This is a genomic window from Caproicibacter sp. BJN0012, from assembly GCF_035986805.1.
In the GTDB taxonomy this organism is placed as follows: Bacteria; Bacillota; Clostridia; order Oscillospirales; family Acutalibacteraceae; genus Caproicibacter.
Genome location: NZ_CP142518.1, coordinates 2,408,280 through 2,424,562, shown reverse-complemented (window position 1 = coordinate 2,424,562; position 16,283 = coordinate 2,408,280). Strand labels below are relative to the sequence as shown.

Annotated in this window: 14 protein-coding genes and 4 pseudogenes; 16 read left to right on the top strand and 2 right to left on the bottom strand. The window is 41.6% G+C overall.

Annotated elements, in window-relative coordinates:
• Positions 1-7 precede the first annotated feature (7 nt).
• The 5 genes and pseudogenes from VA597_RS11725 to VA597_RS17780 all read left to right on the top strand — a co-directional run.
• Complete coding sequence (locus VA597_RS11725) at positions 8-241, top strand: DUF3847 domain-containing protein (protein WP_205703167.1); 234 nt, start codon at positions 8-10, stop codon at positions 239-241.
• Between the two features lie 195 nt (positions 242-436).
• The gene (mobQ, locus tag VA597_RS11720; protein ID WP_128743081.1) at positions 437-1,870 is read left to right on the top strand and encodes a MobQ family relaxase; all 1,434 of its coding nucleotides are present in this window, start codon (positions 437-439) and stop codon (positions 1,868-1,870) included.
• Between the two features lie 175 nt (positions 1,871-2,045).
• Positions 2,046-2,225 (top strand): hypothetical protein, encoded by a 180-nt coding sequence (locus VA597_RS11715; protein WP_128743080.1) that lies wholly within the window; start codon positions 2,046-2,048, stop codon positions 2,223-2,225.
• Entirely contained in the window at positions 2,222-2,395 is a 174-nt protein-coding gene (locus VA597_RS11710; RefSeq protein WP_164919050.1) for a hypothetical protein, read from the top strand. The genes VA597_RS11715 and VA597_RS11710 overlap by 4 nt, the downstream gene beginning before the upstream one ends.
• Positions 2,396-2,407: 12 nt before the next feature.
• Positions 2,408-3,247: pseudogene (locus VA597_RS17780) on the top strand (recombinase family protein); the annotation flags it as partial.
• Positions 3,248-3,379: 132 nt separating this feature from the next.
• Here the strand turns inward: VA597_RS17780 and VA597_RS17775 are convergent.
• Entirely contained in the window at positions 3,380-4,345 is a 966-nt protein-coding gene (locus VA597_RS17775) for an IS30 family transposase (RefSeq protein WP_128741069.1), read from the bottom strand.
• Between the two features lie 44 nt (positions 4,346-4,389).
• Between VA597_RS17775 and VA597_RS11700 the strand changes: the two genes are divergently transcribed.
• The 7 genes and pseudogenes from VA597_RS11700 to VA597_RS11670 all read left to right on the top strand — a co-directional run.
• A complete protein-coding gene (locus tag VA597_RS11700; protein ID WP_128743079.1) occupies positions 4,390-5,145 on the top strand; it encodes a DUF4368 domain-containing protein in 756 nt (251 codons plus the stop codon).
• 167 nt (positions 5,146-5,312) lie between these two features.
• A complete protein-coding gene (locus VA597_RS11695; RefSeq protein WP_128743078.1) occupies positions 5,313-5,882 on the top strand; it encodes a hypothetical protein in 570 nt (189 codons plus the stop codon).
• Complete coding sequence (locus VA597_RS11690; RefSeq protein ID WP_128743077.1) at positions 5,875-6,303, top strand: hypothetical protein; 429 nt, start codon at positions 5,875-5,877, stop codon at positions 6,301-6,303. Before VA597_RS11695 ends, VA597_RS11690 begins: the two co-directional genes overlap by 8 nt.
• A complete protein-coding gene (locus tag VA597_RS11685; RefSeq protein WP_128743076.1) occupies positions 6,300-7,658 on the top strand; it encodes a hypothetical protein in 1,359 nt (452 codons plus the stop codon). Before VA597_RS11690 ends, VA597_RS11685 begins: the two co-directional genes overlap by 4 nt.
• Positions 7,648-8,970: an SIR2 family protein gene (locus tag VA597_RS11680; RefSeq protein WP_164919049.1), complete on the top strand. Its 1,323-nt coding sequence runs from the start codon at positions 7,648-7,650 to the stop codon at positions 8,968-8,970. Before VA597_RS11685 ends, VA597_RS11680 begins: the two co-directional genes overlap by 11 nt.
• A 194-nt stretch (positions 8,971-9,164) precedes the next feature.
• Positions 9,165-9,419: pseudogene (locus VA597_RS11675) on the top strand (VirD4-like conjugal transfer protein, CD1115 family); the annotation flags it as partial.
• Between the two features lie 38 nt (positions 9,420-9,457).
• Positions 9,458-9,592, top strand: a pseudogene (locus tag VA597_RS11670) (Maff2 family mobile element protein); the annotation flags it as partial.
• Between the two features lie 217 nt (positions 9,593-9,809).
• On the opposite strand, the pseudogene VA597_RS11665 reads toward VA597_RS11670, so the two are convergent.
• Positions 9,810-11,182 (bottom strand): annotated as a pseudogene (locus VA597_RS11665) (IS1182 family transposase).
• 306 nt (positions 11,183-11,488) lie between these two features.
• Here VA597_RS11665 and VA597_RS11655 point away from each other — a divergent pair.
• From VA597_RS11655 to VA597_RS11640, 4 genes are all read left to right on the top strand, one after another.
• A complete protein-coding gene (locus VA597_RS11655; protein WP_128743073.1) occupies positions 11,489-12,700 on the top strand; it encodes a hypothetical protein in 1,212 nt (403 codons plus the stop codon).
• A 313-nt stretch (positions 12,701-13,013) separates the two neighbouring features.
• On the top strand, positions 13,014-13,178 hold the full coding sequence (locus tag VA597_RS11650; RefSeq protein ID WP_164919047.1) for a hypothetical protein: 165 nt from the start codon (positions 13,014-13,016) through the stop codon (positions 13,176-13,178).
• A 258-nt stretch (positions 13,179-13,436) separates the two neighbouring features.
• Entirely contained in the window at positions 13,437-14,240 is an 804-nt protein-coding gene (locus tag VA597_RS11645) for a hypothetical protein (RefSeq protein ID WP_326974606.1), read from the top strand.
• 318 nt (positions 14,241-14,558) lie between these two features.
• On the top strand, positions 14,559-15,992 hold the full coding sequence (locus VA597_RS11640; protein WP_164919046.1) for a DUF4417 domain-containing protein: 1,434 nt from the start codon (positions 14,559-14,561) through the stop codon (positions 15,990-15,992).
• Positions 15,993-16,283: the final 291 nt, after the last annotated feature.

Genomic DNA, 16,283 nt, shown 5'->3' with positions numbered 1-16,283 from the left:
TGATACTATGCCATCGTCACAGGAGCCGGAAGCTGTGCGGGAGAAAATCCGCCAGCTTGAAAACCGGCAGAAAATTTTGCTGAACCGGAAGACCGATTCGAAGCGCAAAGAACGAACTCACCGCCTCATTGAGCGTGGAGCAATTCTGGAAAGCATCTTTCCCGAAATCGTCCCCATGACAGGCGAACAGGTCAAAGCGTTTCTTCAAGGAAAACGAGATTCCCACAAAGGCAGCGGATAGTTCCCTTGGGACAAGGGCGCACTTATACACCCTTGCGGGTGCCGTGCGCTCTGCGAGGCCGTTGCGCCCTGACGGGCGCGATGGGGGCTACGCCCTCCAAACCTCTTGTGCAACCTCATGCCGGGTCGAATTCTCTGCGGAGAATCCGACCCGGCGTGAGGTTTTGTTATATCTGTAATGAAAGGATTCTTGCCTATGGCAATCTACCATTGCAGCATCAAAATCATCAAGCGAAGCCAAGGCCGAAGTGCCGTTGCCGCCGCCGCTTACCGCAGCGGGCAAAAGCTCACAAACGAGTGGGACAGCATCACCCATGATTATACGAAAAAAGGCGGCGTAGTCTATTCGGAAATTCTTCTTCCTGCCCATGCCCCACCCGAATTTTCCGACCGTTCCACCCTCTGGAACAGCGTGGAGCAGATCGAAAAAAGCCGCAACGCCCAGCTTGCCCGTGAAATCGAAATTGCCCTGCCAGCAGAGCTTAACCGGGATATGCAAATCAAACTTGTTCGCGCCTATGTCCGGGATACTTTTATAGCTTCCGGCATGTGTGCGGATTTTTCTATTCACGATAAAGGCAACGGGAACCCGCACGCGCATATCATGCTCATCCTGCGCCCGCTGACTGAGCGCGGCGAATGGGGCGCGAAGTGCCGGAAGAAATATGACCTTGATGCGCGCGGTCAGCGTATTCCACTTCCCAGTGGCGGTTTCAAAAGCCACCGGGTTGATACTACTGATTGGAACGATCCGGGCAAAGCCGAAGTGTGGCGGGCAGCTTGGGCTGATACCTGTAACCGCACGTTGGAGCAGATCGGCAAGCCGGAGCGAATCGACCACCGCAGCTATGTCCGTCAGGGCGTACAGAAGATTCCTACCGTTCATATGGGCGTCGCGACCACGCAGATGGAGTACCGGGGGATTTTCACTGAAAAAGGCACCGTCAATCGGGAAATTGCCGCACAGAACCGGCTGCTCAAAGAAATCAAGGCACGTATCACCCGCCTTTACAACTGGTCGAAGCAACAGGCAGCCAAGCCGAAACAAAAACCGAGCATTTGGGAGCAGTTTCAGCAGGCGCAGGACACAATTAGACCGGCTACCCGGTACGGCAAGGTCAAAGCCCTCAAAGAGAGCTCTGCTTTGTTCAACTTTTTACAGGAAAACAACATTTCTTCCATGCAGGAGCTTCACGCGAAAGTGACTGCCATGCAAACGGAATATTATGGTGTGCGCGGCGAGATTGCTGCCACTGCCCGCCAGACCGACGGATTGAATAAGCGGCTTTCCATGTGGAAACAGTACACCGACAACAAACCGGTTCGTCAGCGGCTTGTCTCCCTGAAACCGCAAGCTCGTGAAAAATTTCAGGACGCGCACAGTGTTGAACTTGCATTGTATGATGCTGCCATACGGTATTTGGATGATCTGAAAGTGTCTGGTGAAAAGCTTATGCCGAAGCATTGGCAGACCGAAGTGGAACGCCTAACTGCCCAAAGCAACGCCCTGTATCAACAAATGAAAGCCATGCGAACGGATATTCAGGCTATAGAGAAAATCCGCAAGACTGCCGACGAGCTTGCCCGGCCGGAGAAGTCCAGAGATCGGGGATGCAATCATGAGCGATAAAATCCGCACCGAAACAATACCGGAACACAACATTTTATGTCTGCCTGTCCTACCCCTATCCCCATAATGCCCCGCTTCACAGATAGGGCTTACAGGGCCGATTTTTCCCGAAAACAGCACCGGAAAGCTACAGAAAATTCATCTATCCATTTGAGCGACGAAAGGAGTGGCTTTCATGCCGAGAATGAGCAAAAAACACAAGCTGGAATGGCAGCTTTTCTTAAATCACCGAAACCGTATGACATACAACTCACTTTGCCGGAAATGCGTCCACGGCTGCAAGCAGAGTTTCCGGGCCGTCGTAATGGATTGCCCGAATTTTCAATCCAAACGTTCAAAGGAGGCTCGCCTATGAATCATTGCGAAAAATCTGTGGCTTCTTCCAGTAAATCGAAAGGAGCAAAACCCCGTTACATTATCGTTCACGAATACAGCGGAAAACAGAGTATGCAAGACGCTTTCCAAGGCGTTGAAAAAGCGGCGGGGACATGGTACACTTTAGGTATCGTGTCCCTGTTCATTTAAGGAGAACGTAAAATGAGCAGGAAAAACAATTTGATCTATCCGACCACCGCCCTGTACTGCCGTCTTTCCATGGAAGACGGGCGCGATAACGAAAGCATGAGCATCAGCAACCAGAAAGCAATGTTGAAGGATTACGCGGAAAAGAACGGCATGGGCGAATATTCTTTTTATGTGGACGATGGATATACGGGCCGCAATTTCAACCGTCCCGGGTTTCAGCGGATGATTGCCGACATCGAGGCGGGCAAAGTCAACTGTGTGATTACCAAAGACCTCTCCCGCCTTGGACGCAATTATATCGAGGCGGGCAGCTACATCGAAATCTACTTTCCGCGCCATAATGTGCGCTATATTGCCATTACGGATGGTGTGGACAGTCAAAACAAGCAGGAGTTGGACATTACTCCATTCCGCAACATTCTAAATGACCTCTACAGCCGGGATATTTCCAAAAAGGTTTTAGCCGGATGGATGACGCGTTCCCGGCAGGGCAAGTTTTTAGGCGGCACCACTCCCTACGGTCTGATACGTGACCCGAAGGATCATGGGCATTTGATTATCGACCCGAAGACTGCGCCCATCGTCAAAAAGATTTATGACCTTGCTTCGGACGGATGGGGCAACATGCGTATCTCTAAATATCTGTTGGAACGCAAAATACCGATTACGCGGTGCAGAATCAAAGCCAATCCAGACATTAATTACTACTCGTGGGGCGGTTCCGTTATCAGCATGATTCTTCGGAATCCTGTTTACTACGGTGCTCATGTTGTTTGTAAAACTCACCAGAAGGCGATCCGTTCCAATACGATCAATGCCATTCCTCGCGACCAATGGGAAATCATCGAAAACTGTCATGAGGCCATAGTCAGTAAAGAGCAGTGGGAACGGGTGCAAAAGCTGATCGACCATCGCCCGCCCATCATGAAAGGCAACGCCTGTCCCTTCTATAATCTGTTTCACGGTTTGCTTCATGGTGAATTGTCAAGTGAAGTGCAACAGATAAGAAGAAATGACTTCAGCAGGAGTTTTCCAATTCAAACATTTACGCGGGCGGTCGTTGAGACGCTCCATGACAAATGCCACGGCTTCTGGGGTAAGTTCTGTAAAACGGGTTCCTCTGGGGAAAAACTGACGAATCAATCCGTTCGTATTTTCCACAGTTGGCTTCTGCCACGGAGAGGCTGGGCGAGTGTAATAATACAACGCTTCAAAGCGGCTCTCAAATTCACGGTGGCAGTTGAATTCGATCCCTCGATCCGACGTTACCGTGCGGAGCGGAACCTTTCCGCCTTCAAAGAAGAACTCAAAGCCCCGCATGACTTCTTCCCGTCTGATGTTGCGCAGGACGGCCAGGCAGCAGTATCGACTTTTTCGGTCGGTCACATTCAGCAAATAAGCGCGTTTTGCTTGTCCGAACCCGATCGTGTCAGCTTCCCAGTCTCCAAGTCTCTTTCTGCGTAGAGCTTCTTTGCTTCTCTCCCGGATTTCCCGCGCCCCGGCCTTGTACCCACGAGTTTCTCCATGCTGACGGCCATAGTGACGCAGTTTCATCGTAAGTTGTACGGAACGTGGCAGCAAGTCCGCGCGTAGCCACCGATATATGCTGCTGTGCGAGATTTTCATGTCCCGGTCATCCGGATAGTCTAACCGGATTCTTCCGGCAATTTGTTCGGGCGACCATGACAATTCAAGCTTTTCGGATATGTAAGCTGTCAGACGTGGGTTTTGATACAGCCTCTTCCGGCGGCATTCCATTCGCCGTTCAAGGTACCGGGCCCGTGCCGGAACGCTAAGATATTTTTGTCCCGAACGGTTCCTCTTGATCTCCCGGCTGATTGTGCCCGGATCCCTTTGCAACCTGCGTGCAAGCTGCCTCATACTGATCCCGTTATTCCACAATTGGGCTATCAATGCGCGCTCTTTTGGTGTAAGATGGTGGTAGTCCATAAAAGCCTCTCCTTCAGTGGTGTCTTTTCAACTCCTACTGTATCATGGATTTGGCTTTTTGTGGACTCTTTCTACCCTCCTGTTGCACTTGCTATTTTAATTCACCTCATTGCGAAACCTGCGGGAAATCCATGCAGGCGCGGTATGAAAAGGTGGGCCGTATGGATATTAACCGCGTCACCAAGGAAAAGCGGGAGCCAATCGACAAGTCCTATTACATTTGCCAAACCTATAACCGGTTGGGGAAAAACGCCTGTACCAGCCATAAGATTGAAGCTCGCGACCTATATAACCTTGTATTAGCCGATATTCAGAAACATGCCCGGAAAGCCTTGCAGGATTCAGATGCTTTCTATACCCAACTCACCAAAAAGCTGGAACAGAAACAAAACGTCGATGAAGTGTCGCTCAAGAAAGAGCTGAACGCCTTGACAGCGCGTAATCAGGAAATTGATCAGCTGTTCATGAGCCTCTATGAAGATAAATCCAAGGGCATTCTAACGGAGCATCGCTTTGTCGTGATGACAGAGCAACTTGAGCAGGAGCAAACACAGGGCAAGACTCGAACACAGGAAATCATGGAAACACTCAGCCGCGTCGATGATCGTAGCAAGGATGTTCGGACTTTTATTGAGGAAATCGGCCAGTACGCAGCCGTTGAAGAATTGGACGAAGCGATTGTTCACCGTCTGATTGACAAAATCGTGATAGGTCAAATCCATGTTGAGAACGGCGAAAAAGTCCAACGGGTCAAAATCGTGTATAATTTCGTCGGTGAAATTAAAAAGGAAACGACATGAGAATACCGCTTACTTTTTTCAATAGAGAAGTTTTAAAATTTGTGGTTGAACATTGGCAGTTATTGGGCTATTATAGATTTGAGAATTTAAGCAGCAAAATTTGTATATTGTTCGCCACTTACCAATGGTATTATCTGCGTAATTTTTTATGTATGGAGAGATAGAATATGAGTAAATTAATAGGATCGGATTACTTATTACTTTTACTGTATTTGGATAACAAGAAGCCAATTAAAGGCGCTATTCGATTAACAAAAATGATGTTCTTATTTAATGAGGAGATAGCACCATTATTGAAAAAGAAAGGATTAAACTCTGACAAATTGCCGGAATTCTTTGCATATAATTATGGGCCTTTTTCGAAAGAATTATATGACCAAATAGAGTTTTTCCGGGGCCTTGGCTTTATTAAAGTGACTGATATAAATGCTTCAGAAGAGATGGGAGAGGTAGACGATTGGCAAGAAGATGCGTTTATTGATGAGATGACAGAACAAAGCCAAAGTCACGTGAGAGAAGATGGGAAGTATATGAAGTATGAGATTGCAACTCAAGGAATTAAATACGTGGAAGAAGAAATACTTCCATTAGATCCAGATCAGTTGTCCATACTGGAGATATTTAAGAAAAAGATTATATCATTATATCCTAAACAAATACTCAAATATGTATATACAAAGTATCCGAAGTATACCACAAATTCCTTGATTAAAGATGAGGTAATGCGTGATGACTAATTATGCTTATAGCGAAGAAGAACTTAGGGAATCCTTCTTGAAAAGTTTCAAAGAGAAAAATCAGCAACTTATCTGTGAAGTCCCTGTGTTTAGCCGTTCTATTGATGTTGTAAAATACAACAATATTTCACATGAAGTATCTGCTATTGAATTCAAACTATCGGATTGGAAAAGAGCTATTAAGCAAGCTTTACGTGTAGGAATATGCTTTGACTATCTTGAAATATGTATTCCAAAGCCCAAAACTGATAGAGCAATAAATACAGTTGTAAATTCTTGTACTGAGCAGGGCATAGGATTATATTTTTACAATTATGAAAACGATTTTTTTGAATATGTATTGAGGCCAAAACACATAGAGGATGTTTGGACCGTTCAAAAAGCCAGTGTTATCAATTATATTAAGGGGGTGACAATATGAATTCACCATTAAGAATTCTCAGATACAATACTGGAACAGATAAAAAGGCTTTTGTCAAATTTAAAAATGAATTTGACGCAGTCATTTTTAATGCTACCATTGTAGCTTATAGTGGGGCGGCAGTTGCAGATTTAGTTTCGGTACATAAACGGCAATATATTATTGACCCTCAAACCCATATTTTTCAACATGACATTTCAGCCCTTCAAGCGAAAAACAAAAAGGGAAGAATGCACTTAAAAAAATCCATTGAGAAATATCTTAATTGCATGCCGGAAGCACTTGCTAATATTATAATTGATGAGCAACGGACACCGAAAGTTTATGAAGTTGAAAGTGAAATTGATGAATTGGTTAAAAAAGTATGGGAATTTGAAACTTCATATGTTGACAGTTTTATTAAAACAAAAGAATATGATAAATATTTAAAATTTGCTAAAGTTGGACCAATTCCTAGATTCCTCATTGCACCATATTTTATGATAAAAAATGAATATGATAGAAATACTAATCTTAAATGGCTAAGTATTAACAAGAGCTGCATTGAAAAATATGTTTCTTTAAATATTGGAGAAAAGACTTATGACTTAGCTGCCCAATTGGTTCTGGACAAAGAATCCTTACTTAAAAAAGAATATTTAGAGCAGATAAAAAGTACATATAATGTCAATGGGTATGATTATCTGTTTATTTGGATTGATGATTTTGATTCTTTTGATGCCAATTATGATTTAAGACAAGCATTTTACGAACTTTTAAAAGTATTTGATACCATAGGGAAAAAACCGATTATGGCATATGGCGGATATGATTCTATACTTCTTTGTAATACTGAAATTACTCACAGATTATATGGTGTGGCACAATCGGTTGGGTATGGTGAAGCGAGGAATATAACTCCAGTCGGTGGTGGGTTACCGGTCAATAAATATTATTTTTACCCTATTCATAGAAGATTAAGGTTTGATGAAGCTGCTAGCATTTTAAGTAGTAAAGGTTACTTTAGTGGAAAAAAATCTTCCTCTGATTATGTTAAAGACTATTTTGATAACATTTGCGATTGTAAGCAATGCTATATCACTATAAAAAATGATATTAACAATTTTAGTAATTATAACGACTCTATTCCATTTACTATGAAAACAAGGTATGGGATTGTGTCCCGTAATAGACCAACCACAGATGCTAGTTTAATTGCAGCAATACATTTTTTATACTGCAAAATTAGAGAATGGAATGAGGTAAATACTAAACCGTTGAACTCTTTAATCCAAGATTTTCTTAATGCAGTAAGTGTATATGCTCCTGAATGGTATCAAAATATCAAATCATGGTGTGAAATTTATGCCAGATAAAATTGTTATTGTTACTGGAGCTGGTTTCTCAGCCCCAGCAAAATTGCCAATACAAAATAAAATCATCGATGCAATGTTGGCTCCAGAAAAACGGTCTATTCTTGATATAAAGGCAGAGCCTCAAAGTATTAAGTTTTTACGAGCTTTCATTGAAGTAGGATTATATCTTTTATACTCTTATGGGGACTCTTACGATATATATCATAAGAGCTATATCAACATTCTGGAAGCAAAAACTCGGTTTGAAGCAATTAATAATTTTCTCGGAAAGTGGGGCGAAATTACAACACTAAAGGGTACAGATGCTGAATTGGCTACGAAAGAAATGCATTCATTACTTTTTGAGAGGCCAGAATACATCGTAGATTTAAACGATTATTTTAAAAATTTGGAAATATTAAAAGAACAAATACGGCAAAAACTTGTTGATATTCATCTTAACGTAAGTTTGGAAGATGTATTTACATCTTTTGATAAAGCCATTATTTTAAAGGAGCATAATAATAAGTATACCTATTTAGATATGGATAGCGTTCGGCATTCAATTTTACGTCTATTTACATATTATTTTGGGAAAAAAACAATGGAACATTCTTTTAAACACCCTGCATACCAAAGAGTAATAAGCTTTGTATCTCAAAATTTAGATAATATAACTATAGTTTCAACAAATTGGGATACGCTTTGGGAAGGCTATTTAAATAAAAGTGGGATAAATTATAATTTGTGCTTGAATGACAAATACTACAAATTTGATTCAAAAAAGGAAGAGAGAGTTTCACGAGATAAGTCCGTAAAACTAATTAAGCTGCATGGTTCCATTAACTGGTTCAGATGCTTAGATTGCGGAGGGCTCTCTATAATTGAGAAACAACCATATGGGAAATATTTGTTTGATGATTCATCCTCTGAAGAATGTTTGATATGCAAGAAATCCTCTAAAGGAAATTCTGTGTTAATTCAGCCAGAAATAATAACTCCTACCATGATAAAATCTATTGATAATCAACTCTATAGAAATTTATGGAAATCCGCAAGCTTCGCACTAATGAATGCAGATAAAATAATATTTATTGGCTATTCATTTCCTTTAGCCGACTATGAATTTCGAATGTTACTACAGAAGAACATTTCTGAAAATGCAGAAATTGATGTGGTTTTACACTATACTGATAATCCTCAGAGAATAGCAAAGCGAGATCAACATTTAAAATATCTGTTACCCGAGGAAAGATATTTAGATGTTTTCAAACGAAATAATCCACACTTTTATTACAATGGATTTGAGAATTACTTTAATAGAAATATTTAATAAACTATTTTGCTTCTTAGCAACATAGTTCGACCTCTTATTTTGGGTGTTAATTCCCTGCATAACGCATCATCACAGTACTGGCAGTTTTAATTTAATATTAAATTGCACATAACAACCATAAGCTAAAGCCGTGATTTATTGGACACGGTTTTAGCTTATGGTTTTAATTTACCCCTTGACAATGTTGCAGTGATCTCGCTTCGGTCGATGAGCTGTCTGTTCTTGACGGCGGCAAATGTATCCTCCAGCTTCGCGGTGTCCGGCCTTTCCTTTCGGACAAGTACGACATCACAAAGCATCCGAACTACAAGTACCTGTCCGACTATGATCCCCGCAACGCTTTCCATATTGAGAAGTTTCTGTCCACAAAATTAAAACCGAAACCGGACGATGTGTTCAACACGTATTCCGTTGACCTCTCCGGGAACCCAAAAGCCGCAGAATAGCGGTTTATATATACAACTTAAAAAATGGAGGTAGTATTATGAGTTTCTTTCATTCCGCAATCGGCGTTCTCCAGACCCTTGTGATCGCCCTCGGCGCGGGCCTTGCCATTTGGGGCGCGATCAACCTGTTGGAAGGTTACGGCAACGACAATCCGGGTGCGAATGCGCAGGGCTCATAAGGAAGCAACTAAGAAAACCAATAAAACTGAGATAGGCAGTCAACAGATGGTAACTGTATCTTTATAAATCAAAAGTGATAGTGACATGACGCAACAACAGGCGCGGAGCGCCGACTTCGGGCCAAGTTCGAGGTGTTGACAAACCCCATCATTCGGGACGAAGCCATGAGAAATCCAGGGGGAACAGGCAAAAAAAGAAGCGCCTTGGGACTTATCCCAGGCACTTAACCATGCGCTTTAGGTTTAAGGCGGTTGCCGACAAGAGGCAGTGATCTTCCGCCGCCTCGATTCCCCGTCTGAACAGACGTCTTAAGTTGTGCATCCATTTCTGGGCCGCAAAGCTGCCCTCACACCAAATCTGGCGCAGACTCAGGATATGTTTGTGGGTGAATGTACCATCCGTGTCCCGCTGCTTTTTTACGGATTCCTCAAAAATATTCTTTCGGATCGCGCGGCTTTGATGGCTGCCACTTACACACTTGCTTAGCATCGGGCAGGCCCGGCAGTTTTTCTTTTCGGCTCTGTATACCCGGCAGACGTTGTAGTGCTCCCTCTCAAGATTCCGCAGGGTCAGTTGTTTTCCAGCAGGGCAAATAAAGCAGTCCTTTTCCGCATCATACTGAAAATTCTCGCGCCTGAACTCCACCTTGTAGGTTGCCCCGCCCGTTGCTGCGGGCGTGTACAGCCAGATGCCCATATCGTCCATCGCCCGGTAAATCATGCTGGTGCCATAGGCGCTATCCGCGCCGGCTGCTTGAATATCCAGTCCCAAATGCTTCCGCATGTATTCAATGCGTCCCAGGTATGGCTCCGAATCGTTCACATTTCCCGGTGTCACTGCCACATCCACCACAATTCCGTGAGCGGCATCCACGCTTTGATGATCCAGGTAATGCATTCCTTCCGGTTTTCCGGGCCGCTGCAGCATTTCAGCGTCCGGATCGGTGGTGCTGACCGTCTTTTGCACCTTTTCGCTTTCCTTTTTCTCACGCCCCGCGCGCTGCGGCTTGATGGCGCCGGATGACTCCAGCCGCGCACGTTCCTCCGCTTCATACTGATCCAGCCGTTCCATATAGTCCGTTGTCTCGCGCTGGGCCAGTACTTTTGTATTCGCCTTAAATGAGGCATTCGCTTTTACATGCGTGGAATCCGTCAGAATGATCTTTCCATCCACCAATCCCTTTTCCATGCATAGATGCAAAATATGTTCAAACAGGTGACGGTCACCTCTTTTCCATGAAACCGTCTGCGCCGATTCTGGGAAATTGTAGAATGATCGGGCACCCGATCATCCAAATCCAACCCCAGGAACCACCGGTAGGCCATATTCACCTGAATCTCCTGCTCAATGCGACGCTCCGATTCGATACCGTACAGATATCCCACCAGTAGATATTTTACCAGCACTACCGGATCGATTCCGGGCCTGCCGTTATCCGGGCAGTACAAATCCCGAACCTCGTCGTAGATGAAGCTGAAATCCACGGCGTTTTCCAGCTTGCGCAAAAAGTGCTCCTGCGGCACCAGGTCCTCAAGGGTGACACAATGCATTTTTATCTGTATCCCGTCTCGCTCCGTCAGCATTCCCAAACACATCCCACTGCTTTTTCTTTGCCTACATTATACCATTTTTGCCTCTCCTTTTGGAACTTTGTCAACACCTCGAACTTGGCACGAAGTGACTTCTATATACAAAAACACCGCCCATATAGTCCATGTGGGCGGTACTTCATTCTTAGGCAAGTATTCATTTTATTTTCAACGTAAGGGGAGTTCTTATAGATATAATAAATGACATATTTAGTCGGATAGCATCTTTATTTTTGGTATATTTAGGTGTATTATTATTTAGAAAGAAAAATGTGACATTATGTTTGGAGGAAACAGGATATGGCTGATGAAGTTACAATAGAAGAAGATGCAAGGTCTCAAACTACAGTCACCGAAGCAGAAGGGAAAAGAAAAAGAGCTATTCGTGCTTTCCCTGCCTTATCCTATGAAGAAAGTCTGATTATTGCAAATGGAATCTGGCAGTATGCTTCTGGCCAAAAAATTAGGAGAATAACTTTATTCGATCAAATTGGCAAAGCTCCTGAAAGCGGGCCTAGCAGGACTCTAGTCACTTCATCTGCAAAGTATGGTATAACTTTGGGTGGATACCAAGCCGATTATATAGAACTAACTCCAGATGGATCAGTTGCCACAAACCCAGAGGAAGAACTCTCTCGACGTGCAGAAGCCAATTTTAAATTGGCTATAGGAAGCAATACATATTTGTCAGGATTGTATAATCAATTTAAAAACATGAAAGTTCCAGCAAACTCAGTGTTGGCTGATTCGCTTAAGGAACAAGGACTTGAAGAAGAAGAATGTAAAAAAGGCGTTGAACTATTTATAATAAATGCAAAATTTATCGGTTTAATAAAGGTGTTAGCTGGTTCTGAAAGGATAATCACAATTGAGCAGGTAATTGAAGATATAAATTCTGCGACACCCCAAGTTGTTGAAAAAGCTATACTTCCAGCAATAATTCCTACTATTGAAAGTAATTATGGCAATTCTTTACCAGCCGAAACTGTCAACGCTCAACATGACAAATGGGAAAAGATGTGCTTTTATATTACTCCAATTGGTGAAGAAGGTTCTGAGCAACGAAAACACTCTGATTTGTTTTTAAGCAGCATTGTTGAACCAGCTTTAAATGAATTTGACCTTTCAGTAGTCAGGGCTGATAATATTAGTGCACCTGGTATGATTACATCACAAATAATTGAACATATAATAAATGCAAAACTTGTTATCGCAGATTTATCATATCATAATCCAAATGTTTTCTATGAATTATCATTAAGACATACGTTTAATTTACCGACAATACACTTAATTAGAAAATGTGATAATATTCCTTTTGATTTAAATAATTTTAGGACCATTACAATCGATACATCGAGCATATATACTCTAGTTCCCCAGTTGGATACCTATAAAACTTCTATTGCTAGACAAGTAAGACAGTTACTTGAAAATCCTGAGGCTTTGGATAATCCAATTTCAGCATATATGGCAAAAGCTAAAATAACTATAAACACTATCCATAAATAAAACTAATGAGTATGTGAGTAATGTTAAGATTGAAGACTATGATAATAATTACGTCTATCTTGATAGTGTTTACAAGTCTTTTTTAATTTCTCCATATGAACTTTTAGCATAATATCATATTCGGACGATGATTTGTTTCTGAATTTTGTTACCCAACATGATGTTAGACATATAGTTAAATCAGTTGGATTGGATACATTTTTAAAGAGAACGACTGCGATTAAGATATATAGCTGTGCAATATTCGTTCACTTGACGATTAAAGCCTTTATTTTATGCGGGGTTCCAAGTTTGTCGTAAGGGGGGTGAAAATATGGAAAGGAAGATTAGAAGTGATATCCAGATTGGAAATCTTGAAAAGAAGTTGGAAATCCCTGCGGGATCTTTTAGAAATCCGGACGGTAGGGATACTCGAAGCGACAAACTCTTAGGAACTTTGAGAGATGAATTAGAAAAGCAAAACGGTGAAAAAAAATAATTAAGAATTTCTAAGGCAATTATGAACTGTAGTTTGTTCTATCGAAGAGAGAAAAGCTCATGTACTCGATTCAAGTGTAATATTCGTTCACTTGACATCGAAAGCCCTTATTTTATGCGGGTTCCCGAGTTTGTCGTTATGAACACTCGTACCAAAATCGTTTCTAAAGGAATTGAGTAATCATTCTTTAGAAACGATTTTTTATGTGCTATAATAAGTTTATCAGACATTGAGACTTGGCGGTCAAGGAGATAAATAATGAATTGGGTTATAAACAATATCAGTTGGCTTAAAGATGTCTTATGGGTTCTGTTTACTTTGATAGCAACATTGCTTGCTATCTTAACATATAGACGTGCAAGGTATACACTCTTACAACCTTTACGATCTGAAGTTGTGAAAAGACAGACAGAAGTTCTTGTTGAGTTGTTGGATTTTGTTTCTGTTGAAAAAGGTGAATTCTATTTTGACCTTGATTATATGGGGATAGCCGCTTGCAATGCTTTCGATTTGTTAACTACTTACAATTTTAAATTAACTGATGATAAAATTAGCAAAGCGGTTCAAGAAAATATTGGTGGTTTTATGTTACTTGAAGATAGTGGGCCTACTAAAACTTTTAAAGTCCATCGTTCACCTTTTCATGAGCAATTGTTTGATGATGAAAAAGAGTTTGAAAATTACAAAAAAGAATTAAATGATCAGATAGAAAAAGGGGTAGTAAGAATGGAAAAACTATATCTTACTAAAACACATCAAAAAACAATACAGAAAATCAATGAATTTATTGCTAACCCTTTTATGCCAACAAAAATCATTAACTTATTAGAAACGTTACTGGCAGATATTGATTTCAACTTGAAGAACTACATGATACCTGAATTGAAAAAATTTATTTTGCAAGCCAAATCTTTTAATTCAAGTGAAGAAAACCCTTTACATATTTCTTATCAGGCAATCTATAATAGTTTTATTTATGAAAGCAAATCTCATTCTCCAACGATCAAAGATATTCGTAAGGAAATACGTGAGTATCTTCTTATAGACAAGAAATGGTTTTAATGTGATTCAGCATGTTTATATTTGTAATATTCGTCTGCCTGATGCCGAAAACCTTATTTTATGCGGGTTCCCAAGTTTGTCGTTATGAACACTCGTACCACTATCAGAGTCGTCGAATTTGACGGCTCTGTTTTCTTTTTCTCGGATTTTCTTCGGCTTACTCGCTAAAGCTGCCTTATTTGATAAATAAATGCTGTAAGAACACTCGAAGCCATTCACATAAAAATATTTTAAAACTTTGTGAATAGTTGCATTAAATAGGGAAATATCTGACTGAATACCGCCTATAAGTAGAAGATGTTTTTAGGAGGTAGTTCAATGACGGAAGAAAATTATAAGTATCGAACAAGTCCTCTTTTCCTTCGCGATCAGTTCAAAGGGAAAGGGAAACTGCAAATTCCGGTAATTCCGAAATCCAAAGTGAAAGCAGATGATTTTAGTGATTTGCTTCTCATAGGATTTGATAGGATGGATCTTAATGACACAAAGCATTTCAACCGGATGGTTCATTTTTTTCTGTATGACTATAAATTTGAGCGTGTCTGGAAAAATCCCGATACCGATCTGGAAAAGCTGAAACGATATCGTGCGGTGCTTTCTCCCGACTTCAGTATGTATGTCGAAATGGCGCCGGTTCTGCAGATCTTCAACACATTCCGGAATCGCTGGTGTGGTGCCTATTTTGCGTCAAAGGGAATTCGTGTCGTTCCAACCGTAAGTTGGGGTGATGAGAATACATTCGAATTCTGCTTTGATGGAATTCAAAAAGGCTCCACGGTTGCAGTATCCACCTATATGGTGTCGGCGCATGACAACCGCCAGGACCAGAAAGAGTTTTTTCTAAAGGGCTATAACGAGATGCTCCGCCGGATCGAACCGGAGAAAATCATCTGCTACAATACACCATTCCCCGAGATGCAGGGCGATATCGTGTTTGTCGACTATGAACTAAGTTCGTGGAAGTACATGAACGAAGACCCATACACACCATCCAAATATGCGAAATACATCTGCGGCGAAGCGTCCCTTCCGGTAGGGAGTAATCTCATTATTAAAAGCGGATATGTTGTAAGTGGGAATGATGAGTACTATAATAACATTATTCAGACCGGCATGGGTAGCGCCTACGGCGCAATGTGGAAACCAAACCCAGACAAAGCAAACGAAAGAATTTTATGGGGTCCGCCAAATACGATTCAGAAATATTATGTAGAAAACAGAAAAGGAACAAACGGTTACTGGGTATCTGTAAAATACGACAGCAGAGGTTGGGGAATTAAAGTTCGTCATTATACTGACCACAACAAATCGTGGGCGCATACGGACCCTCACGATAAAATTATTAACTGGAATCCGAATAACGGAACGCCGGATTTCTCAAATGGTGATATTAACTATCCGCCGGAAGAATATCCGAACGGAGCACCTGAATTTAAGTTTTACAAATATAAAGGAGAAATCCCTATGAAATTGACAGTTAACGGAGACGCCTATCAGTTCAAAACGCTGAGTGAATTCAAAAGCAGTATGTCAAGAGGCGGGGATGTGGAGTTTGAGTGGAAAGGAATTGACTACACCATCAGTTCAGTCTGGCCGAACGGAAAAATGAAATTTTCGGCTGGACCGAGTAACGGTATGGAAGAAGACAGTATGGTTTACGCTACCGTGGATGAACTTCTGGAATATAAAGTCGGCGGCGACAGGCTGCGGGATATTATTACGCAGGCGGAAATTATCGACAGGACATTATAACGTCCCCCGATCTGTGCTCTGCTTTTTTGAATTTTGACTGTACGGCAAAATGCTCTTGTTCTATGCAGCTTTGAGTGCTCTTTTAGGGGTAAATACTGCTTTTTAACTGCCTATAGGTCCTTGATATTACTGGCTTTCTTGAATAAATGCTGTAAGAACACCCGCACCATAGTTATCAGGCTGAGATAGATGCAAGATGTATCTATCTCAGCCTGTTTTTTATGTTATTTCATGCTATACTTTAGAAATAATATCAGATAAACATCTATTGAATTTCAGGTTCTTTATAGA